The sequence below is a fragment of the Moorena sp. SIOASIH genome (assembly GCF_010671925.1).
In the GTDB taxonomy this organism is placed as follows: Bacteria; Cyanobacteriota; Cyanobacteriia; order Cyanobacteriales; family Coleofasciculaceae; genus Moorena.
In genome coordinates this window covers 1,043,942-1,067,536 of sequence record NZ_JAAHIH010000004.1, presented here as the reverse complement: position 1 = coordinate 1,067,536, position 23,595 = coordinate 1,043,942, and the positions used below count along the sequence as shown (strand labels likewise).

18 protein-coding genes are annotated in these 23,595 nt (G+C 44.2%); 7 read left to right on the top strand and 11 right to left on the bottom strand.

Annotated elements, in window-relative coordinates; all coding sequences use genetic code 11:
• Window positions 1–50 precede the first annotated feature (50 nt).
• Window positions 51–197: a hypothetical protein gene (locus F6J90_RS25970; protein WP_293100063.1), complete on the top strand. Its 147-nt coding sequence runs from the start codon at window positions 51–53 to the stop codon at window positions 195–197.
• Window positions 198–204: 7 nt separating this feature from the next.
• Window positions 205–765, top strand: coding sequence for a Uma2 family endonuclease (locus F6J90_RS25965; RefSeq protein ID WP_293100060.1), 561 nt, complete (start codon window positions 205–207; stop codon window positions 763–765).
• A gap of 195 nt (window positions 766–960) precedes the next feature.
• Here the strand turns inward: F6J90_RS25965 and F6J90_RS25960 are convergent, their stop codons facing one another.
• The 4 genes from F6J90_RS25960 to F6J90_RS25945 form a co-directional block, all read right to left on the bottom strand.
• Window positions 961–1,359, bottom strand: a complete 399-nt coding sequence (locus tag F6J90_RS25960) for a PIN domain-containing protein (RefSeq protein ID WP_293100057.1) — start codon at window positions 1,357–1,359, stop codon at window positions 961–963.
• Between the two features lie 11 nt (window positions 1,360–1,370).
• Window positions 1,371–1,652 (bottom strand): hypothetical protein, encoded by a 282-nt coding sequence (locus F6J90_RS25955; protein ID WP_293100054.1) that lies wholly within the window; start codon window positions 1,650–1,652, stop codon window positions 1,371–1,373.
• Between the two features lie 291 nt (window positions 1,653–1,943).
• Complete coding sequence (locus F6J90_RS25950; RefSeq protein WP_293100779.1) at window positions 1,944–6,086, bottom strand: NB-ARC domain-containing protein; 4,143 nt, start codon at window positions 6,084–6,086, stop codon at window positions 1,944–1,946.
• A complete protein-coding gene (locus F6J90_RS25945; RefSeq protein WP_293100052.1) occupies window positions 6,087–6,593 on the bottom strand; it encodes a hypothetical protein in 507 nt (168 codons plus the stop codon).
• Between the two features lie 476 nt (window positions 6,594–7,069).
• Between F6J90_RS25945 and F6J90_RS25940 the strand changes: the two genes are divergently transcribed.
• Entirely contained in the window at window positions 7,070–7,867 is a 798-nt protein-coding gene (locus F6J90_RS25940) for a DUF1838 family protein (protein ID WP_293100049.1), read from the top strand.
• Window positions 7,868–8,122: 255 nt separating this feature from the next.
• Here the strand turns inward: F6J90_RS25940 and F6J90_RS25935 are convergent, their stop codons facing one another.
• Window positions 8,123–8,245, bottom strand: coding sequence for a hypothetical protein (locus F6J90_RS25935; RefSeq protein ID WP_293100046.1), 123 nt, complete (start codon window positions 8,243–8,245; stop codon window positions 8,123–8,125).
• A gap of 890 nt (window positions 8,246–9,135) precedes the next feature.
• Window positions 9,136–9,309: a hypothetical protein gene (locus F6J90_RS25930; protein WP_293100043.1), complete on the bottom strand. Its 174-nt coding sequence runs from the start codon at window positions 9,307–9,309 to the stop codon at window positions 9,136–9,138.
• 86 nt (window positions 9,310–9,395) lie between these two features.
• Between F6J90_RS25930 and F6J90_RS25925 the strand changes: the two genes are divergently transcribed.
• Window positions 9,396–10,874 (top strand): ammonium transporter, encoded by a 1,479-nt coding sequence (locus tag F6J90_RS25925; RefSeq protein WP_366513857.1) that lies wholly within the window; start codon window positions 9,396–9,398, stop codon window positions 10,872–10,874.
• Window positions 10,875–11,293: 419 nt separating this feature from the next.
• Window positions 11,294–11,752 carry a hypothetical protein gene (locus F6J90_RS25920; RefSeq protein WP_293100037.1) on the top strand — a complete coding sequence of 153 codons (459 nt, stop codon included), beginning with the start codon at window positions 11,294–11,296 and terminating at the stop codon, window positions 11,750–11,752.
• A gap of 14 nt (window positions 11,753–11,766) precedes the next feature.
• Here F6J90_RS25920 and ppk2 read toward each other — a convergent pair whose 3' ends face one another.
• The 3 genes from ppk2 to F6J90_RS25905 form a co-directional block, all read right to left on the bottom strand.
• Window positions 11,767–12,750, bottom strand: coding sequence for a polyphosphate kinase 2 (ppk2, locus tag F6J90_RS25915; RefSeq protein WP_293100034.1), 984 nt, complete (start codon window positions 12,748–12,750; stop codon window positions 11,767–11,769).
• A 538-nt stretch (window positions 12,751–13,288) separates the two neighbouring features.
• Entirely contained in the window at window positions 13,289–14,497 is a 1,209-nt protein-coding gene (locus tag F6J90_RS25910) for a glutathione S-transferase family protein (protein ID WP_293100031.1), read from the bottom strand.
• 134 nt (window positions 14,498–14,631) lie between these two features.
• The gene (locus F6J90_RS25905; RefSeq protein ID WP_293100029.1) at window positions 14,632–16,608 is read right to left on the bottom strand and encodes a phospholipid carrier-dependent glycosyltransferase; all 1,977 of its coding nucleotides are present in this window, start codon (window positions 16,606–16,608) and stop codon (window positions 14,632–14,634) included.
• Between the two features lie 185 nt (window positions 16,609–16,793).
• Between F6J90_RS25905 and cofH the strand changes: the two genes are divergently transcribed.
• Together cofH and F6J90_RS25895 are read left to right on the top strand one after the other, a co-directional pair.
• Window positions 16,794–17,927, top strand: a complete 1,134-nt coding sequence (gene cofH, locus F6J90_RS25900) for a 7,8-didemethyl-8-hydroxy-5-deazariboflavin synthase subunit CofH (RefSeq protein WP_293100026.1) — start codon at window positions 16,794–16,796, stop codon at window positions 17,925–17,927.
• Window positions 17,928–18,105: 178 nt separating this feature from the next.
• Complete coding sequence (locus F6J90_RS25895; protein WP_293100023.1) at window positions 18,106–19,821, top strand: DUF3352 domain-containing protein; 1,716 nt, start codon at window positions 18,106–18,108, stop codon at window positions 19,819–19,821.
• Window positions 19,822–20,202: 381 nt separating this feature from the next.
• Here the strand turns inward: F6J90_RS25895 and metK are convergent, their stop codons facing one another.
• Both metK and F6J90_RS25885 read right to left on the bottom strand, forming a co-directional pair.
• Window positions 20,203–21,465 carry a methionine adenosyltransferase gene (gene metK / locus F6J90_RS25890; protein ID WP_293100021.1) on the bottom strand — a complete coding sequence of 421 codons (1,263 nt, stop codon included), beginning with the start codon at window positions 21,463–21,465 and terminating at the stop codon, window positions 20,203–20,205.
• A 447-nt stretch (window positions 21,466–21,912) separates the two neighbouring features.
• Entirely contained in the window at window positions 21,913–23,067 is a 1,155-nt protein-coding gene (locus F6J90_RS25885) for an alanine--glyoxylate aminotransferase family protein (protein WP_293100018.1), read from the bottom strand.
• Between the last annotated feature and the right edge of the window lie 528 nt (window positions 23,068–23,595).

Here is a 23,595-nt window from a genome sequence, read left to right as displayed (position 1 = left end):
GAAAGCCCCCTAAAGCGCACCGGGGGAGTTTTATAGCGTTTCTCGCAGTTATGAGGTACACAGGATTTTTTAACTCTTGCCCGCCCCCCTTACTAAGGGGGGTTAGGGGGGATTCCTCTTGCCTTTTGCCTCTTATCTGTTCCCTACTCCCTACTCCCTACTCCCTTTATTCTATACTAATAGTGTCACTATCTTGAAACTGTCATGATTGCTGATAAAAGCCCCAATTACATTTCCAAAGAAGAGTATCTATCCTACGAAGAAGATAGTTCCATCAAACACGAGTATAGTGATGGAGAAGTCTATGCCATGGCTGGGGCGAGTGATGCCCATGTTACTATTGCCGGTAACTTATTTGCCCTGTTAAGAAATCATGTCAGGGGCACTGGCTGTCGGGTTTATATGGCAGATATGAAAGCTTATGTCGAAGCATCCAATAGTTATTATTATCCTGATGTTTTCGTGACTTGCGATGCCAGAGACCGAGAATTGACTAACTATAAAAAATATCCTTGCTTAATTGTGGAAGTTTTATCTCCCAAAACTGAAGCCTTTGACCGGGGTGATAAATTTTCGGACTATCAACAATTAGAAACCTTGGTTGAATATGTTTTAATTAGTCAAAACCGTAAACGCTTAGATTGCTTCCGCCGAAATTCCGAGGGAATTTGGACATTACAATTTTATTATCCGGGCAGTGAGATTCATCTAGAAACTGTGGATTTTAGAACTAGTCTTGAGGCTTTGTATGAAGATGTAACATAAGCCGTCAGCCGTCAGCCGTCAGCCGTCAGCTGATTCCTTATAAGAAGTGTTAGAACTTTTGGTAGAAGATTACCAAGCTAGAGGGAAAGAGTTACCTTTATTAAATTATTCAAAAATAACAGTAGACAGTGCCCACCTTACAGGAACTACGGGATTCTCTTAGGGAGAGACTACACGAACCCTAAGAATTGCCTTTTATGGTAACTTAATAAATCCGGCTTGTACAAAATGTTGATCAAATGTTAAAGCAACATTAATTTTTAGCTTGTTCATCACCACAAAAGATAGGCAATCTGTTAACGAATACGATTTATCTTGATATTTCTGAAAATATTCCCACCCTTCTAAAAAAAGAACTTCATTAACCTGAATCAAATCTACTACAGAGCTGGTTAGTAAACGTTTTCCTATTTCAACAGCTTTACTATGAAGATAACGACTATTTAAGAAGGTTACCACTTCATCAAAAACATAAGACGTTGTGACTAACTTTAAAGTCTTTCTGTCTAAACTTTGCCAATGATTTAAAGTGATTGAGTGATTTTGGTCATCCGCTAATTCTAAAGCTATAACATAGCTTGTGTCTAAAAACAAGCAATTCATTATTAATAGTTATATAAATACTGATCAATAGATGTAGAAGCATCACTGACTCCACCCACAACTGGATTCTCTCCGAGTCCCCAAATGGGATCATCTACACCATTGCTATTTTGTGGTAGCTGTTGATTGTTTGGCTGTAATCCTTTAATTTTTGCAACTTCATGATGCAAGGCTAATACAACTAATTCCTCAAGATTCTTTACTAGTCCTGTCTGAATTAGTTCTTCTGTAGTTTTCAGCAAATCTGTGGGTAAATTTAAGGTAATTTGATTGACGTTTTCCATGGATAGTATTGTTTTGATGAGAGTGTTGATTATTATTGATTGAGCTTACCTATAGTCTAGGTGAGTTAGCAAAACGAAACTTGCCCATGATTAAGCTAACATTAGCTTAGCGCAATTCTTCCCCATGGCACAGGCATCAACTGAATCCTAACACCCGTTCACGCCACACCCAGTAAAGCTAATCATAATTCCTCTATCCTTGATTAACTCTTATCTCTTACCTATTGCCTATTGCCTATTGCCTATTGCCTCTTATCTCTTCCCTACTCCCTACTCCCTACTCCCTTTTCCCTACTTCCACCATCGGCTAACATCTTCAACCGCTGCCACCGTTTCTCTTAGGGCTTCAATACCCCCAAACTTAATGATTAAAGGAGCTAATTTAGGAAGAGCTTCAAGAAAATTGGGACGGGTTAGACTAGCTAAACCATCAAGAATTTGTTGCCAAAGAGGAAAATCAACTGACGAAGGAGTTAATCTCTTGATCAAGCCCTGTAATAATACTTCGGCTCGCTCGGATTCATCCCCAATGGCTCTGGCGCAATCTAAGGCTTCCGGTAACAGATCGGGTAAGTGGGGGGCTAAGGCGACTAAGGCATCGGCTCGGTATAATTTATGGGAAATCCCTCTGGCGCAATCTAAGGCTTTGGGTAACAACACATCCGGTAAGTGGGGGGCTAAGGCCACTAAGGCATGGGCTCGGTCTGATTCAGACTTAATCCCTCTGGCGCAATCTAAGGCTTTGGGTAACAACACATCCGGTAAGTGGGGGGCTAAGGCCACTAAGGCATAGGCTCGGTAGTTTTCAGGGGAAATCCCTGTGGCGCAATCTAAGGCTTGGTGTAACAACAGATCGGGTAAGTGGGGGGCTAAGGCTTCTAAGGCTAATGCTCGCTCGCATTCATTCCAAATCCTTCTGGCACAATCTAAGGCTTCATCCGGTAACAGATCGGGTAAGTGGGGGGCTAAGGCGACTAAGGCATGGGCTCGGAACAATTCATGGGAAATCCCTCTGGCGCAATCTAAGGCTTGGGGTAACAACAGATCCGGTAAGCGGGGGGCTAAGGCGACTAAGACATAGGCTCGGTAGTTTTCAGGGGAAATCCCTGTGGCGCAATCTAAGGCTTTGGGTAACAACAGATCCGGTAAGCGGGGGGCTAAGGCGACTAAGGCATGGCCTCGGGAGTATTCATCGGAAATCCCTCTGGCGCAATCTAAGGCTTGGGGTAACAACAGATCCGGTAAGTGGGGGGCTAAGGCGACTAAGGCTTCTGCTCGGGAGTATTCATGGTCAATCCCTCTGGCGCAATCTAAGGCTTTGGGTAACAACAGATCGGGTAAGTGGGGGGCTAAGGCGACTAAGACTCTGGCTCGGGAGTATTCATGGTCAATCCCTCTGGCGCAATCCAAGGCTTCCGGTAACACATCCGGTAAGTGGGGGGCTAAGGCGACTAAGGCATCGGCTCGGGAGTATTCATGGGAAATCCCTCTGGCCCAATCTAAGGCTTTGGGTAACAACACATCCGGTAAGTGGGGGGCTAAGCGGATTAAGGCATAGGCTCGGGAGTATTCATGGGAAATCCCTCTGGCGCAATCTAAGGCTTGGGGTAACAACACACCGGGTAAGCGGGGGGCTAAGGCGACTAAGGCATCGGCTCGTTCTTTTTCATGGGAAATCCCTCTGGCGCAATCTAAGGCTTCTGGTAACACATCCGGTAAGTGGGGGGCTAAGGCGACTAAGGCAAAAACTCGGAAGCCTTCACACTTAATCCCTCTGGCGCAATCCAAGGCTTCCGGTAACACATCCGGTAAGTGGGGGGCTAAGGCGACTAAGGCTTCTGCTCGGGAGTATTCATCGGAAATCCCTCTGGCGCAATCTAAGGCTTCCGGTAACAGATCCGGTAAGTGGGGGGCTAAGGCGACTAAGACTCTGGCTCGGGAGTATTCATGGGAAATCCCTCTGGCGCAATCTAAGGCTTTGGGTAACAACAGATCGGGTAAGTGGGGGGCTAAGGCGACTAAGGCATCGGCTCGGTCTTTTTCATCGGAAATCCCTATGGCGCAATCTAAGGCTTCCGGTAACACATCCGGTAAGTGGGGGGCTAAGCGGATTAAGGCTAATGCTCGGGAGTATTCATGGGAAATCCCTCTGGCGCAATCTAAGGCTTGGGGTAACAACACATCAGGTAAGTAGGGGGCTAAGGCGACTAAGGCATCGGCTCGGTCTTTTTCATCGGAAATCCCTCTGGCGCAATCTAAGGCTTCCGGTAACAGATCCGGTAAGTGGGGGGCTAAGGCGACTAAGGCATCGGCTCGGTGGTATTCAGACTTAATCCCTCTGGCGCAATCTAAGGCTTCCGGTAACAGATCCGGTAAGTGGGGGGCTAAGGCGACTAAGGCATCGGCTCGGTGGTATTCAGACTTAATCCCTCTGGCGCAATCTAAGGCTTGGGGTAACAACACATCGGGTAAGTGGGGGGCTAAGGCCACTAAGGCATAGGCTCGGTCTTTTTCATCGGAAATCCCTCTGGCGCAATCCAAGGCTTTAGGTAACAACACATCGGGTAAGTGGGGGGCTAAGGCGACTAAGGCATAGTCTCGGGAGTATTCATGGGAAATCCCTGTGGCGCAATCTAAGGCTTGGGGTAACAACAGATCCGGTAAGTGGGGGGCTAAGGCTCTTAAGGCATAGGGTCGGTAGTATTCATCGGAAATCCCTGTGGCGCAATCTAAAGCTTCCGGTAATAAAGAAAGGGGAAGATACTCACTAATTGCCTCCAAACCCTCTGCTTGCCTACTAGAATCTTTAATCTGTCGCACATAAGCTAGTGCTTGAGCTGCAGTCCAGATTTTGTTCTCCAGTAATGCTGCCATTAACTCTGGATAAATATTTCCAGCCAAGCTGTTGAGGGATGTGGTAATCAGAGCATACCGACACTGTAAACTAATCGATTCTGTAGGATTTTCTGTAAAATTGGCTGCTGCTATTGCCCAAGCTCTCGATAGGTCCTTAACAAAATTAGCAGTATTTCCCTGTCTCTCACACTGCCAATACCAACCGTTATCTTCTTCTGGAGTTTCTTCTTTCAGGAGTTGATGAATTTCATCTATCTTTTCAGCTTTCTCTAGGTGCCAGGTTAAGTGGTTATAGATATAACCATCATCAGGTAACGTATGCCATAATCCCTTATCGGTCTTAGTTTGATAACGTTCTAATAATTGCCGATGAGCTTCGGTAATTGATAATCCTAGCTCTGGTTGCAGCAGATTACGGGCTAAATCATGTAACAGGTCATGGAGGCGATAGTTAGTGTCTTGGGTACTAGATACACCAGGTAGTAATAAGGCTTTTTGCCGTAAGTATCGTAAAGTCTTTTTGGCTTTAAATGAATTACAGTTCCATAACGTAGTCGCCATGGTTTCAGTAATGGTGACATCATCGGGCAGTACCCCTAACCAAGCAAATTTTTTCAATCTCTCGGGGGATAATCGCTTTAAACTGAGATTAAAGGAAGCGACAAGACTGTAGTTTTTGCGCTTAGCGTCACTTGGCTCTTCCTCTGCTTCCAATCGATCTAAAGCTTCTAAATCAGCAATTTCTGCTTTTAACTCACCCAGTAACTCTTCCCAAGAGAATCCATCCCTAACTTGGGCAGCAGCTAATTCTAATCCTAGGGGTAAGTAGCCGACAGTTTTTGCTAAGGTTTTAGCATAGTCGAGTTCTTGATTAGTTAACTCGTTGTTTACAGCAATTTTCGCCCCCCTAGCCCCCCAACTTTGGGGGTAACTTGAGTTAAAGTCCCCCAGAATTGGGGGATTTAGGGGGCTTGCAGCTAAAGGGAGTGAGGTCGATTCATCTGAAAAAAGCTGTAAACAAGACGTTAATAACTCCAAGGATTGCTTTGGAGTCATCACGTCTAAATCATAGCGAATCGCACCTTTAACCGGAGCTTCTCTGGTGGTCACTAAAACCCGACAGCCACCACCGGCTACTCGAAAGGGTTCAACATGGTCAGGATGCCAAACATCATCCACGACTAGTAAGGCTTTTTTATCGGATAATAACGTTCTTAATTGTAAAGAAGCGCTATCAATATTAATCGGTTTGAAGTCATAATCTCCTAATGCCTGTATCCACGTACTTAGAAAGGATAAAATATCAGGCTGCTGACCTAAGGTTGCCCAAAAAATCCCATCGTGAAAATGGGATTGAACCTCTGGATCATGGGCTAAGGCGGCAGTAATGGTGGATTTCCCAATGCCTCCTAAACCATAGATGGCACTAACAACTAAGGTGCCAGCTTTAGCGGTTTCTTCAGATAAAAGAATTTGTTTTAGTCGTTGGCTTACTTCCGGGCGTTCGACATAATACGGAGGTAGTGGGGGTGCTTGATTTGGTCGAGTTTGTTTAACCTCACTCCGAGGCGACTGCAGTCAAATATTAATATTTTGAAAATTTTCGCCTCTTTGAATAGTTTGGTTTTCTCCAATATTTCCAATATTAGTTTGTTTTTCTCCAAAATTAGGATTATGTTGATTAATAATATCCCCTTTGGCAAAGTTCTTCACGTTTTCATTGTTGTAATTCTCACCAGTAGCCTCGTGGGATTCCAAGGCTTTGGTAATCTTTTCAAGAATTTCCTCTAAGTTAGGCAAAGCTTCAGCATCAACAGTAGCCACTAAATGCTCCATGGCTTGGGCAACTTCGGGATTTTGCTTCGCTGCTGCTTCTACTTCCAATACCACGTCGGCATAATTAAGAGGTACCTCTGGGGTTTTCTCAATAGCCATTACTGTATCTGGAGACTGGTTTCTCAGGGATTCTACAAACTGGCTAGTCTGGTCCCAAACAACTTGCCCGACATTTTCCCCAGTTTTTTCTAAGGCTTTAGTGGCGAGCACAGTAGAAATAGCGACAACGGCAGCGGCTAATGGTTCCATAGTTGAAGGAGATTACTCACAGTTTCTGTTTATTATAGTATTTTTAAATTGGGTGAGTTAGTTAGTAGTTAGTAGGGTGGGCAGTGCCTACTAATCCTATCGCCAGCTGCTGTTATCTATCTTTTGCACTGCCCACCCTACATCTGAATGGGGTGAGGTGGATTTATTTAGGGAGTAGGGAGCTTCTGAATGGGGTGAGGTGGATTTTTTTAGGGAGTCGGGAGTCGGGAGTCGGGAGTGACCCATGGGAAAATTGAATGTACCTCATAAGTATCTCAAACGCGCGGGAGATCATCAAACCCAATCCTGATTTGAGATCACACCAAGAAATCCTCTGCTGTTGTTCGTAATCTTCCTTTATCCGAAGTTCCCGATTCCAGATTCCCAGATCCTCTGTTCCCTAAAACCCAGGACTCTGTAACTCACCCAATTGAAAAACGCTATATAATTGCGGCATTGGGACGGAGATCTAAATAATGGATTATTCAGAAGATTTTGAATATAGCACCTTAGTTTTCTACAGACAGAATCATGGTAAACAGCTTTACTATAGCTGGGAAGGAGATATCTGGTGGGTCGAAGCACCAGGTAAACCGAAGGAGAAATTATTTTCTATTATCGGCATGAACGCCACTAAGGGATTCCTCAAAACCGATCCTGAGTATGGCGAAATAGGACATCGACTCAACAGGGAGATTGGGTTATTTTGCGACCCAGAGACTAAGGAAATCTTGTCCCACTGGCAGCCAAAAGAAAATAGTCAAAAGTTACCAGTGGTACATATCGCTAACAGAATGGTTCAAGGATCAGTGCGAGAAAGAAAAATAGTTATCCCCAAAGGACAAGGATATATAACCAGAATAAATAAGATTCCCTTGGAATATCCGCACCCATTAGCCCAAGAACCTAAATTTAAGGACTATTGTTCTGGAGAGACTTTCAAGGGAGTTGAATATTTCACCTCTAGTTTTTCTCGACCTGGGTTTAAAGGCGCACCGAGTGCGGAATGGGCTAGAGATTGTCCCTGGATGCCATGGATGAAGTTGGGTTATGGACATCCAGCTAGATTGCATTTTGAAACAACCATTTCCCGAGTTGAATCCTTTGAGGAGCTCAATCCTAAATTAGTTGAGCTAGTTCGGTCAAAATTGCCTATCTATGAATTCACTCCCGATCAATGTGATGAGCCTAATATTACAAGTAGTATCTACTTCAAGAAGCACTTTGATTCTTATTTAAAAGGAGAGAGTTTTCCTATAGAAGAAACTGCTTGAACTGACCTGACTGATGGTTGATAAATTTAGCTAAAATCCCTACTATGTCTTGATGCAGCCCCTCCCCATCAGTTAGTAGTTAGTAGGGTGGGCAGTGCCTACTAATCCTATCCCCAGCTGCTCTTATCTATCTTTTGCACTGCCCACCCTACATACTTCTGAATGGGGTGAGGTGGATTTTTTTAGTTAGTAGGGTGGGCAGTGCCTACTAATCCTATCCCCACCTGCTCTGATCTATCTTTTGCACTGCCCACCCTACATACTTCTGAATGGGGTGAGGTGGATTTTATTAGGGAGTCGGGAGTCGGGAGTCGGGAGTCGGGAGTCGGGAGTCGGGAGATAAGGTTTGAGGTTTTTTTTATAACTGAGTAGTATCAAATTTTAAGGAAAAAAAACTTAGCTATTCTATCAGTTACACAGTTTTTTTTATCTTTCCTGTTCCCTGTTTACTGTTCCCTGTTCCCTGCTATATCAAAAAATTATCCAATTAAAAATAATGTAAAAACTACACATAATTTAGTAGATAAATTTATAAAACTAATATTTGTAAATAAATGTAAAAACTTTTATTTACCCCTTGCATTTTTTCCAGGAGTTATCTATACTATAAAAAGTTACGACCGATACTAATAGCCGCGCTGGCTATACCTGTTAACCACGACCAGCGCGGCTTTCCTCCCTCCTAAAAAGGAGTTACTTCCATCATGCAAAAAAAAATCACGATCATCAATCCTCGCTGGGTACATCTCAGTAAGCGTTCAGCTTATGCGCTACGCGCACGCTACGCGAACAGTTATCAGCTTATGGGCGATGGGCACGCTAGCTGACGGCTGACGGCTGACAGCTGACGGCTGACCGCTGACCACTGACGGCTGAATAATTACATTTTACGAGAGTAAAAAAACATGAATATATTTCGACGAATAAAAAAAAAAGGGCTAATCTTAGCACACAATATTGACAATATCCTCTACTATAAGAGTAAGATAGTGCTTAACTGCTTCCTGGAAAAACACTGTCAAGTGCCCAGGTAACAAATAGATTCAGTTACTCATAGAATCAAGGTAACTAGTGTAAGGATAAGCCAAGTCAATGGTCACTCAGGACTTATGCTTATTTAAGATTAGGGTGTTATCTACGCCAAAATTTTATCTACGCTAAAAGAGTTTTCACTAGTAGCCCAAGGCCAAAAAAAATTAATTAATTCAGGGGTCTACGCTGAAAGCTGAAAGCTGACGGGTAAGCATTCAGCTATCAGCTATCAGCTATCAGCTATCAGCTATCAGCGCTGTAGCCACGCTACCGGAACAGTTTATGTCCATAGCCCACGCTACACCAAACAGCTTTTGAATAAAATAAACTGACGGCTGATGAATAAAATAAGCTGACGGCTGACGGCTGACGGCTGAATGCTTACAAGTATTGATTTTTATTCTAAGCACTAAACCTTTGATTACTAATGTCTAAACAAAACCGCAAAAGGTCAAGGTGTACCAGTGGTTGGAGGCTGCAAAGCTGGAAAGTTTGCTTGCCCTCAATCGCAATAATCATTCTGTTGTGTGCCGAGGTAGCAGTAGCCCAGAATCCACCTTTTAAGACTACTCTTGAATCTCTCCAAATTGCCGTGGATACTATCTGGGTGATATTCACTGGTTGTTTAGTATTCTTCATGAACGCGGGCTTTGGGATGTTGGAGGTTGGTCTTTGCCGACAAAAGAACGCCGCCAACATTTTGACTAAAAACCTGATTGTTTTTGCCCTGTCTACAGCCGCTTACTGGGCAGTTGGCTTTGCTGTGATGTTTGGTGATGGAAACCCTGTTTTAGGTTTCAATGGCTTTTTCCTTTCGGGATTAGATAATAGTCCAGCCATAGGAGAAGCCTACAACGGTGTTTTCTATTCACTAAAAGATATTGGTATACCCCTCAACGCCAAGTTCTTTTTTCAACTGGTTTTTGCTGGAACTGCTGCCACTATTGTGTCTGGAGCAGTGGCTGAGCGCATCAAATTTTCGGCGTTTTGTCTGTTCAGCGTTCTACTTGTGGGCATCATTTACCCAATCACAGGTCACTGGATTTGGGGAGGAGGCTGGCTAGGAGGAAGCTGGCTACAAGGGCTAAAATTTTGGGACTTTGCTGGTTCAACTGTAGTTCACTCCGTAGGGGGTTGCTGTGCCTTAGTAGGTGCTTACCTTCTCGGACCACGCAAGGGCAAATATATAGATGGCGTCTCCTATGGGCTGCCCGGACACAATCTCAGCCTTGCGATTCTAGGTTGCTTGATTTTATGGCTGGGCTGGTTTGGTTTTAATCCCGGCTCAACCATTTTTAATCCCGGAACGACGAATTTAGATCCCAAGGCAATTAGCCATATTGTCCTCACGACTAATACAGCAGCTTGTGCAGGGGGTATTGCCGCAGCTCTAACTACCTGGTTTGACCCAAGGGATCCTGACAGTAAGCCTGACCCCACTATGATTATTAACGGAGTACTGTCGGGTTTGGTAGCCATTACCGCATCCTGTCGATTCGTTACCATTGGTAGTGCTCTCACCATAGGTCTGCTTGCAGGAATAATAGTGGTCTTTTCAGTAGACTTCTGGGACAGGATGAAAATTGATGATCCAGTAGGTGCTATTTCTGTCCATCTTGTCGGTGGAGTCTGGGGAACACTGGCTTTAGGCCTTTTCAGTGAAGGACCTGGTGCTTTGTATGGTATTGGTGATGGTCCAGTAGCCGGACTATTCTGTGGTGGCGGAATAGATAGTATCCGGCAGCTTTTTATTCAACTACTCGGCATTGTTGTTGTAGATCTGTCAACGGTTGTCTTGAGCTGGCTGGCTTGGTTATTAGTTAAAAGCATACTTTCCTCAAGTCTGAGAGTTACAGAAAAAGCAGAAATTGAGGGTCTAGATTTCCACGAACACCGTATGACTGCCTACAGTGGCTTTTTGTTTAAGGCAGATGTCAAGCAATCACCGCTGAGGAATCAGCAAAGACATAATTAATATCAGGTCAGGTTAAATACCCATAATTAGAGGGAGGGTGGGAAGTGTGGGGAGATGGGGGAGATTTTTATTAAGGGTAATTATCTCGACATGATATAACACACTGTTCTGTAGATACAAGCAAACCCATTAATTTATAGGATTCAGCCAGTTATGAAGGTAATAAATAACAGGATTTACAAGCAAATAAGTTTAATTTTATAGAGACAAACAAAGCCGAAGGATTAGAATCCTAAAGCATATTGATTCAGGAATAATGTGATCATAGTTTGATCGGATACCGAGCAAGACTATCAAGATAGCAATCCGTGTATAAATTGAGAGAATTTTGATGCTATATTCCCTACTACCTGTTCCCTGTTCCCTGTTCCCTTTGCTAGAGTAGTTTAATCAAAATTAATCCCATGACCATAATCAATATGTCAAAAAAAACAAAAGATTACGATAGCATTGTTAGGGATTTAGTAGCTGCTCATGATGACATTGTGGGTGCAGTTATCCTCTATAAAAAGTTACCAATTACTGAATATATAGGTGAATTAAATAAAACTGAAACTCTAAAAATAGCAGATCAAATAATCGAGTTTCACAAATCTATTAACCGCTTACCTAGTCTGGTAAACAACCAAAAAATATTGATGGAATCTAGAGATACTTTGCTGATTGTTGTTTTTTACCCTAATCAGTGTTTGTTGCTAGTTAAAGCTAAGCAAACTGATATCGTTGGCAGGATTCTACATGCTATTGAAGAAACATCACAAAAGATTCAGTATTTACTTGACCCTAGAGAAGCTTATCGGAATGGTTATCAGTTCTTTGATCAGCCAAAGGATAATGAAATAATATACAGGAAGAAACCCCTAAGTCCTGAATTTTAGGAGGTTCCCAAATTTCAATACAACTGGGGGACAAAGAATTGCTCATAGAGAGGTGGGCGCACATAGTTATTGGGAGCCTTTTTGCGTGGTGGTAATTCTAGAGGTTCCGGTGTCATATCAACGTAGGGAATCTTGCTCAGAATATGACTGATGCAATTAAGCCGAGCACGCTTTTTGTCATCAGCTTCCACCGTGAACCAGGGGGCTTCGGGAATATTGGTGTGAGCCAACATGTTGTCTTTTGCTTGGGAATATTCCACCCAGCGATCGCGAGATTCTAGATCCATCGGGCTGAGCTTCCAGCGACGAGCGGGATCGGTGGTGCGAGATTGGAAGCGTCGCTCTTGCTCTTCATCGCTAACTGAAAACCAATACTTCAGCAAAATTATGCCAGATCTGACCAACATCCGCTCAAATTGTGGGCAGGTTTGCATGAATTCCTGATACTGTGCATCGGTACAAAAACCCATCACATGCTCCACCCCAGCGCGATTGTACCAACTGCGGTCAAAACAGACAATTTCACCAGCTGCGGGCAGATGAGCTACATAGCGCTGGAAATACCATTGGGTCTTTTCCCGATCACTCGGTGTACCCAATGCCACAATTCGGCAGCCACGTGGATTTAGGGGTTCGGTAATCCGTTTAATAGTGCCCCCCTTACCCGCTGCATCACGTCCTTCAAACACAATCACAATCCGGGTCCCAGTATGCTTAGTCCAGTATTGCATTTTCACCAGTTCCAATTGCAGACGGGCAAGCTCCTTTTCATAAATTTTCCTGGGAAGTTTAGAGCTACCTTCTGCCTCAGAAATGTGGTAGAATACTCGTCGTTCTGAATTGGGTATATTGGCCTTCTTTTGTTTCTTGAGTTTTTTCTTATTTAGTTTTTTCTTATTTAGTTTTTTCTTATCTTTCTTTTTGCTATCTGCTTTTGCTAGATGATTCTTTCTGTTCGCTCGTTGGGACTTATCCCCATTCATCGATTTAGTTTTCATTGTTATAAAACCCTGTATTTGTATTGATGTAGTTGATGTAGGGTGGGCAGTGGATCAGACAGATTCACCAAGCTGGCCATCGGGTTGCTAAGCACTGCCCACCCTACGATTAATCACTTTTTTACTATACAACCCTGTATTTGTATTGAGCTTGATGTAGGGTGGGCAGTGGATTAGGCAGATTCACCAAGCTAGCCATCGGGTTGCTAAGCACTGCCCACCCTACTGATATCAAGATGTAGGGTGGGCAGTGGATTAGGCAGATTCACCAAGCTGGCCATCGGGTTGCTAAGCACTGCCCACCCTACTGATATCAAGATGTAGGGTGGGCAGTGGATTAGGCAGATTCACCAAGCTGGCCATCGGGTTGCTAAGCACTGCCCACCCTACTGATATCAAGTAGATCTAGGGTGGGCAGTGGATCAGGCAGATTCACCAAGCTAGCCATCGGGTTGCTAGGCACTGCCCACCCTACGATTAATATGCTGGATAAAGTTAGTGCGTTCGCGTAGCGTAGCCCTTCGGGCTAATCGCAACTCTACATCATCTTGGCAAAATTAGCTGGATCTTGGTCACGTCGGTGACGGATGGGAATAGCAGAACCTTGACCATTTCCTACTAAAGAGGCAGTTTTTTCCAGAGACTCTCTGAGCCTCTTAGCAGCATAGATAGACATATCCCGGGGAACACTAATTCTGTCGCGCAAATATCTAAGAGCAGGATCTGAACCCAACGGTGGCATACAGGTTTCCCCCGTAATCATGTGTGTCAAGGCACAACGCAGGGCTGGATCAAACAAGGTTTCGTCGGCGGGGTTAACTCGAATGATATTAGTGCGGTGTTTAAGCACTCGTTGGAGAGCTTCAGTACAGGAAGTTTCCGGTTCTGGGTAAGTTACATCCGGTAGCCCTTCCCAAGGACCATTGTCCACCCGTGCCTGATTGACTAACGTCTGGGGTTTATCGTTTGGCCAGCAGCCCCCCATCTGGGGAGGCAAATCATGGACATGGGTGTGGAAGTCGCTCTGTGTGCCACGATAGGTAGGTCGGGTTTCCATGGCCTCAAACCAAGCTGCCAATCGGGGATTTTCTTCCCTCAGAGAATAGCCTTTGTAGTAATAAAGACTGGCATTCATCCGTTCGACATAAGGCATGAAAATCACATCAACAGTACCGAACTGATCCAGAAAGTAAGGACCTGGAGTGCGACTGAGGGCATTTTCCACCATCCCCACCACTTTAATAAATTGGTCTTGGTGATGTTGCTCTTCTTTAGATGAACGTGTAGGATAGCACAGCCAAGTACACCAGGCTCTAAACAGAAGTCTCTCCAACTGCCGTAGGTTTATGACAGCGGGGTCTTTCATGCTTTGCTCTAAGGGTTTAAAAACCCGTTCTAATCCGATTAAAATGTCATCACTTTCCGTGATCAATTTACCATCTAGCTCTAGGGCTGGTAGCATCCCCGATGGCACTTTATGCTTGTACCAACTTTCTTTCTTACCATAACAAAACATGGTGACTTTTTTGATACGATAAGGAATCTGTTTTTCTTCCAACCATAGCCAAATTTTCTGGCAGTAAGGGCACCAAGCGTGGTTATCTCGGTATAGGGTAACCCGAATATCAGATTCACTAAAACCAAATAGGCGCAAACAGGATTGAGCGTTAGTAGCTCCCTTAACGGTATCTATTTTAAAATCCGTCAGAGCTTCTAGTTCTTGCCAGGTTAGGGGGGCGATGCTCATGGGGGTTGGTTTAATTAAAGTTTGGTACAAAAGATACTATGGCATATTTTGTGTAAGCTATCAGCTATCAGCTATCAGCTATCAGCTATCAGCTATCAGCTATCAGCTATCAGCTATCAGCTATCAGCTATCAGCTATTGAATAAAATAAGCTGACGGCTGACGGCTGACGGCTAACGGCTGATAGCTGACAGCTGAATCCTTAGGACTAAGACAGTGATAAACCTGAGCTTGGTAACCATCCACGGTTATTAAATTATTAACAGAATCTTCAGCAGAACAATTGGGTAACTCTTCCACTGTTGCGTTAAAATTCACCAACCATAAATCTAGGGTACTTGACAGCTCAGCGACAGTCTGTTTAAGAGTGATAGCAGCCGGACAATTTGTCTGCTGGCACTGAATTTGGTCTTGATGTGCCAATATAAATTGGGGATTTACTGAAGATAGTTTTTGATCAGCCTTCTGTTGGAATTCCCAAGCCAGTCCCATCATTTCACCAGTCTGTACCAAGGTGTTGTGAGTAGTAGCAATTAGTATCGGTACTGATGACTGTTGTTCGATTATGGGTACCAATAAATCTGGACGATAGTATTTTTGATAGCCTAGATTGCTGACTACGGTAATACTACTCAAAAACCCCATTAACAAAACTAGCGCTATAGTTTTTGGGATCCCATGGCTACTATACTCAGTAGACCTCTTGCAAAAGTAGTTTTCTGATAGTGTTCTTGATGCAGTCGCTCCTGGGGGAAACCCCCTTTGGCCGACTGCATCGCTTTGCGTCAATTCTTGTCCACTGTTCCCTGTTCCCTGTTCCCTGTTCCCGACTTCTGCAAGAAGTCTAGTGGGATTTGCTGTTGAAGGGTGAGGGTTACTCACGGCTAGGGCGGCTGCTACTAATACAATCACAGCAGGGAAGTAAACGAAACTATACCGAGCACCACGGGTGAGGTCAGTACCAAGGCAGTAAGTAATACCAAAAAATAATGCGATCGCACTAATCAAGAAACTCCCTAAAACCCCTGTGACCAAACCAGTCTGAGGGTGATTTAGTTGTATTTTTAGATAGCGATAGAGTATCGGGAGCAACCAGATTAGAAACACCAACATCACCAAACCCGAAGCCATGACCACTATCAGGGAAGATGACTCCACGGGCAATAGAGATAACATGGTAATCCAAGCAGCGAGAGCTTGAAAAATTGGCTTGGTCCAAGCCCAACTCCCTTCACTGCTACTGATAATCCATTCAGTCATCTGAGCATCGTAACTCGATAGCCACACCGGTAACCAAACTAATCCTCCCATGGCACTACCTGCCGCAACTGCACCAATGCGCCGGATGGGAGAGGGTCGAGAAGGAGAAATTTTGGCTAATCCCCAAAGTCCTAATAAAACCATGGCCTCAGCACAGAGGGTCAGGAGAAAAAAATAGTGGGTTGCTATACCTAAACAATTAACCACTACCCAAAACAGGGATATCCAAACTGGTAGAACAGTCTGGCGTTGAAGATGTTGTACAGCAATAACTAAGCAGCACAGGGATGCCATCACCCACAAAATGGCTAAGGTGTAATGACGGGCTTCCTGGGCTAGAAAAACACCGTAGGGAGACACAGCCATAATTGCTGCTGCTAGTTGAGCGACTAACCGGGAACGAAACCCTACCCAGCTCAGTCCATAGATTACTGGAATTGATACTATACCGAAGAGGGCGGGAAGCGATCGCATCCCCCAAATTACTAAGTCGCTATCCTGTAACGATGTTCCATCAAACGCCTGTACACCGAAGGAGAATAGCCTCATCCACCAGTTCGCGAGGACAAAATATAGGGGAGGGTGGTGATCCTCAGTGAATAAATGATGAATAACTGCTGATGCTCCCGATTCTGGGTTAAATTGCAGTGGTTGTAACAGGGTAGAGAGGGAAATGGCTTGGTCTAGGGGTAAGGTTTGATAACTATTGCCCAAGCTGAACACTATTGTGGCAAATTCATCGGTCCAGGGGGACTTCAGGGTGAGGTTAGTGAAGCGTAAAACACTGCCAATAGCAATCCAACACAATAGCAACAGGGGGTGAAACCAGGGACTTCTCAGGAAAGTTTTCAACAATAGTAACCTCAATCAGCAAAGGAGCAGACTTGCCAATGGAATTGAAATAGATGACAGACAAAATATATGGAAACAGGGGGCTTTAGCCCCTAAGTTATTTTCACCTTCCGGCTACACCATGGAGGTGTTCAACTGCGATCGCTGCGATCATTGTAGATTTACTGAGTGTAGGTTTACTGAATATGCCTGTGATTACCACTAGTGTTGATACTATTCTCAACCGTGCCTTAGGGGGTGTTGATATATCACCCGATGAAGGGGTTGTGCTTTTGAAGCAAACTGAACCTCAGGCCGTAGCGTCAATTCAAGAAACTGCGGATCGGTTGCGCTATAAACAAGTCGGGGATACCGTTACCTATGTTATCAACCGTAATATCAACTTTACAAATATCTGTACCCAGCACTGTAGTTTCTGTGCTTTTCGGCGGGATGCCTCTGACGAGGGTGCTTATTGGCTCGATTGGCAGCAAATTCATCAAAAGGCAGCGGATGCGGTGCGGCGGAATGCTACAGAAATTTGCATGCAGGGCGGACTCAACCCCAAGGCAAAGATGAATGGGTCAACCTTGCCCTATTACCTAGGGTTGGTAAAAACCATTAAGCAAGACTTTCCTCAGCTGCATCTCCATGCTTTCTCTCCCCAGGAAGTGCAATTTATTGCTGAGCAAGATGGACTTAGCTATGCTCAGGTAATTGCTCAACTACAAGAGGCTGGTGTTGGTTCAATGCCAGGAACAGCAGCAGAGATTTTAGATGATGATGTCCGACGTATTCTCTGTCCAGAAAAGACCAATACCGCCACTTGGCTAGAGATTGTGTCAACAGCTCATCAACTGGGAATGCCCACAACCAGTACCATGCTCTCGGGTCATATTGAGACACCCCAACAACAAATGACACACTTGGAAAAATTGCGATCGCTTCAACAAAAAGCCTGTAACCAGGGATACCCTGGCTTAATCACTGAATTTATCTTACTGCCCTTTGTCGGACAGGAAGCCCCGAAACCATTACGCCATCGTGTTGGACGGGATCAACCGGTCTTGAAAGATGCTCTATTACTCACAGCTGTAGCTCGGATTTTCCTAGGGAACTGGATTAAAAATCACCAACCCAGTTGGGTAAAACTTGGTCTTGCTGGGGCGACAGATGCCCTTAAATGGGGTTGTAATGATATTGGTGGCACATTAATGGAGGAGCATATCACCACCATGGCCGGAGCTATGGGGGGTACCTGTATGGAAGTAGAAACATTACAAGCAGCCATTCAATCCCTTGGGCGTCCTTATCAGCAACGAGATACGATCTACACCTAAGATCAAGTCAAGTTAATTACTTCTAATATGATTGAACCCATGGCTGTTAATTAATAATTGGTAATTACTGCTAATTGGTAATTACTAATTGGTAATTTACGAACAACCAATTTTCATCATATTCAACGGTCACACAGAGATATAAGCTCTTATCTTCATGTCCCTAGCAATCAAATCCATGACCAAAAACAAGAAATCTTTTCTACTGCTAATTTTTGCAGCAGCCGTCTTGGTAGTAGGCGGTGGAGTAACCGCTTACTGGTTGCTAGTGCGGCGGCATATTTTACAACCAAATATTCAAGTAAGTACCCAGTTAGTTCCGCAAAATGCCTTTTTTACCGCATCAATTTCTACAGACTCCAAACAATGGCAACAGTTGCTAAAGTATGGCACAACTGAATCTCGACAAGTTTTGGAAAAACAGCTTGCTCAGTTGCAGGAAAATTTACTAACTGCTAACGGCTACAACTATCAGCAAGATATCAAACCTTGGTTGGGTCAAGAAGTTACCCTAGCATACTTTAGCCCTAGAGATTTATCACCAGCAGTCTTATCAAACGATCAATCAGTTTTTCCCAGTTTGATTGTACTACCCATTGACAAACTAACCGAAGCAATGGAGCTGTTCAAAAAAGCCAAGTCTCAATCAGGGAAACAGTGGGTTGAGAGAACCTACAGAGGTATTCAGATTTACGAAACCAACAAGAGTAACTCCCAAAAGTACTCAGTAGCAGTGCTGGGGCGTTTTCTAGTAGTGAGTGAAAACCCCAAAATTATTGATCAGGTGATTGACACCTACAAAGGAGCTATTTCCGTAGCTAGTAAGTCTGGCTACCAAGATGCGATCGCTCAGATTAAAACTGATCAGTCCTTTGCTCAGTTGTATATTAATCTACCAACTTTTTTAGCCGCAGTAGCCGCTGATGCCCAGGAGCAGCCTGAAACAACAGCAGCTAAACCCTTAAAGCAAGACATAGTCACAACAGTAACCCTAGCACCAAAGGGGATAAGTTTTGAAGGGATTTCCTGGGTCAAACCCAGAAGCACTGTTAAGGCCAGTAACGAAACTAGCGGTTCTTTTTTGCCTAGACGGATGCCAGCGAGTACCCTAGCCATTATATCTGGGGGTAACATCAGACAATTTTGGCAATACTATACCGAACAAGGAGCATTAAATACTTTAATGCCCATTTCCCCAGACAATTTCCAAGCTGGATTGAAAACCACCTTAGGCTTGGATTGGGAAAAGGATTTACTATCTTGGATGGAAGGGGAGTTTGCCCTAGCCTTAATACCAATGTCTCCCGAACAACTGGCGCTTCAGGATAACCCTTACTCTGCTCCCTTAGGAGCTGGGATAGCATTGATGGTAAAAGTAAGCGATCGCTCTAGTGCTCAAGCAACTCTACAGCAATTGGATGACTTAATCACTAATAGTTATCAGTTACCCGTAGTAGAAACTCAGGTGAACGGTCAACCAATGGTGAGCTGGACAGCTACTCTAGGAGGGGTAAATGCTACCCACGGCTGGTTAGAAGGGAATGTAGTCTTCTTCACCCTAGGAGCCCCCATTGCTAGTGAAGTGGTCCCTCAACCCCAAAAGACACTAATTCAAGCACCTCTGTTTCAAAACACCGTACCAACCAAACCTAATCCCAACACTGGTCAATTTTTCCTTGATGTTGAGCGTACCCTCAACAGCAGTAATCTCAATATCGCCCAACTACCAACCGAGCAAGAAACCTTAGCAAAGGCAATTAATACCATCGGCTTAACGGTTGCCAAAATCGACCCCAATCGTACCCGCTTTCAACTTTTTGTTCAGTTGAAAAAACAGTCTCAACCCAGTAAAGCTGCTGAAACTAAGAAAGGGGATAATCAGCAAAAACCCTAGAGAGGTGATTAGGTATTAGGTCAGCATTAAGCGGTCAGCGGTCAGCGGTCAGCGGTCAGCGGTCAGTGGTCAGTGGTCAGCGGTCAGCGGTCAGTGGTCAGCGATCTACATTAGGCTGACGTAACTCAGATTAAACAAATGGTTACCTGTTGTCTTGATGCAGTCGCTCATGGGGGAAACCCCCAAGACCGCGCTGCATCGCTTATTCACAAAAGCTGATAGCTGATAGCTGATAGCTGATTGCTGATAGCTGATAGCTGATTGCTGATTGCTTACGGCTTAATAGCACTAGGCATTAGGCTTTAACTAATCCCTAAAGCCTAATGCCTAACACCTAACACCTTGACTTAACCCTCAAAAGTACATTGACCAAGTACTAGTTTATGCCATCGATACAGCACCAGATTTACCAGCAGCTTCCTTAAGGATTTCTGCTTTATCAGTTTCTTCCCAAGGCAGAATCAAATCGGTACGCCCGAAATGACCATAAGCTGCCGTGTCTTGATAGAAACGACCACCCCGTTGTGCGGGTAATCCGCGCAGATTGAAAGTTTGGATGATGCCAGCAGGACGCAGTTCAAAATACTTGTTGACCAATTCCAGCAAAATCTCCTCGTCCACCTTACCAGTACCAAAGGTTTCTACAAGGATACTCACTGGTCTAGCCACCCCAATCGCGTAACTCAGCTGGACTTCGCATTTGTCTGCTAAACCTGCTGCCACAATATTCTTAGCTGCATAGCGACAGGCATAGGCAGCGGAACGGTCTACCTTAGTGGGGTCTTTGCCAGAGAAAGCACCACCACCATGGCGTGAGTAACCACCATAGGTGTCTACAATAATTTTGCGACCAGTTAAACCTGCATCACCTTGGGGACCACCAACCACAAATTTCCCTGTCGGGTTCACCAGGAAGCGTGTTTTGTTATCCGGCTTAATATCGATATCTTGGAAACAGGGTTCCACCACTGCTGACCACAAGTCATCTTTAATTTTTGCCTGGACAGCTACCTCATCGGTAATATCACCAATAGTGGCATCGTGTTGGGTGGAAACCAGAATCGTGTCAATCCCAACCGGCTTGCCATCTTCATAAACCACACTGACTTGGGTTTTGCCATCAGGACGCAGGTAAGATAAATCACCAGTTTTACGTACAGCTGCCAGACGGCGAGAAACCCGATGAGCCAGACTGATGGGCATGGGCATCAGTTCTGGAGTTTCATTGCAGGCAAAGCCAAACATCAGACCTTGGTCCCCTGCACCGATAGCATCCAGTTCATCGTCACTCATTTCCTGCCGACTTTCCTGGGCAGTAGTCACCCCTTGGGAAATGTCAGGAGATTGTTCATCAAGAGCAACTAAAACAGAGCAACTGTTGGCAGAGAAACCATTGTCCGCATCTGTATAACCGATTTCAGCAATTTTCTTCCGCGCCAAATCAATCAAATTAACCTGGGCTTGGGAGGTAATTTCACCAGTAATCAATACCAAACCGGTGTTAACGACCACTTCTGCCGCAACACGGCTTTGGTGATCTTGAGCGAGCATAGCATCTAGGATAGTGTCAGAAATCTGATCACAGACTTTGTCAGGATGACCTTCGGTAACCGATTCAGAGGTAAATAAATAGCGACGAGACAATTATCAATTCTCCTTTAACTATTACTGAACCTGTATAGCATAGATCATTTTGAGTTGCTTGAACTCGCCACTATTAAAATTTTAAACTATTATTGTAGCATTTTTAATAAAATAATGGTAAATAAATGCTGAAAAAAATCTTGAATTAAATCCTTAATCCTTTTTCAGGATGATTTGACGAGTAAATAGTCAAAAAGTATAGTTTTTTTGACTATTTACCTATTTTTCAATTGATGAATCATGAAATTCCATAATCCGAGCAACGTTTTATCCTCTCGCTCTGGTTCTTATGAAATTTTTAACATTTCACCCTTTGTGGTATTTTTCCCCTTGGCAAGGGTAATGATTCAGCTATCAGCAGTCAGCTATAAGCTAATCACCAGATTTCTGAACAAACAAGATGCACCCCATCTGTTACATCCCTTACCAATCCCTTGCCATTATGTTTTATTTAGAATCCTGTAAAACCTCCTTTAAAGCATCCAACACTTGCTCGACATTCTCTCGCCGAGAGTTATAACCCATTAAACCAATGCGCCAGACTTTACCAGCTAATTCACCCAAGCCGCCACCAATTTCCATGTTGTAATCATCCAGCAGTTTGCGGGTAACTGCCTTGCCATCCACCCCCTCTGGTATCCGAATCGTGGTCAAGGTAGGCAAACGAAATTCTTGCTCCACGTGACATTCTAGACCCAAATCAGCCAAACCTTCCCAAAGCAATTCAGCATTAGCTTGATGCCGTTCCCAACAAGCGGTTAGTCCTTCTTCAGCAACCAACCGCAACGCTTCGCGCAAGGCGTAATTCATATTAATTGGAGCTGTGTGGTGGTAGGTGCGCTCGTCACCCCAATATTTGCTCAACATCGATACATCCAAATACCAATTAGCGACTTGGGTGCGACGCTGGTGGAGTTTTTCGAGGGCACGAGCTCCCATGGTGAAAGGGGAAATGCCTGGTGGACAGCTAAGCCCTTTTTGGGAGCAACTATAGGCAAGATCAATGCCCCATTCATCAATAAACAGTGGCACTCCACCTAAACTGGTGACTGTGTCAACCAGCAGCAAGCAATTGAAATCTCGGCACAACTCAGCCACACCCTCAAGGGGCTGACGGGCACCCGTTGAAGTTTCAGCATGAACCAAAGCCAAAACAGCAGGACGATTAGTTTCCAAGCCTTCTCGGATTTCATCAAGGGTAAAAACTTGCCCCCAAGGCTTCATTAGTTTACGGACATCAGCACCATAACGACCAGCCATATCCACGAGTCGGTGTCCAAAGTAACCATTAACCCCAACTAAAACCACATCACCCGGTTCTACTGCATTGGCTAGAGTAGCTTCCATTGCCGCACTACCTGTCCCACTCATGGGAATGGTCATCGGGTTATCAGTTTGCCAAGCGTAGCGGAGTAAGGTTTGCACTTCGTTCATCAGTGCGATGAAACGGGGATCCAGGTGACCAACTGGGGGCAGTCCCAAGGCTGTTAATATGGAGGGATGGGCATTAGATGGCCCTGGTCCGAGTAACAGCGTCGGAGGCATGTCTATATCGGTCAGGGAGACGCGATTATTATCTTTGATTGATGGGGTTGAGGTCATTTATTATTTTAAGTGTTTAGTAAATTCATAGTTAACCAAAATAAATAATAACCCGAACGCGGCTATCCCCGTCTTCTAGGAAGTAAGGCGGGACAGCAAAGGGGCTTCAGCCTCAAGCACAGAGGAGATTAAAGAGGTCAACAAAACCTAATCTGCTTGGATATCAGCAAAGATGCTAATGGCAATGGTGAGGTAAGCAGTGAAGCTGATAAGCGCCTTTGTATTTCATAGGTGAACATACTCCCTTAGGTCAAGGCAAGAGGCAAGAGGCAAGAGGCAAAAGTTAATCAACTATAGAGGTATTTTGGGTAATGAAAAAAACGGTAATCGCTTTTTACAATTTATTTATAAACGCTAGATTTATTTTAAATAAACAATAGCTTAACAAAAAAATGATGCTAAAAAAAATAATTTTACTCTATTTGGTTGACCTATAAATCCAGGGCAAACCCATCTAAATGATGAAACCTTTATCAACTAAAAAAATAAATAACACCGATTTTAGTTAATTAGAAAACTAATTAACTA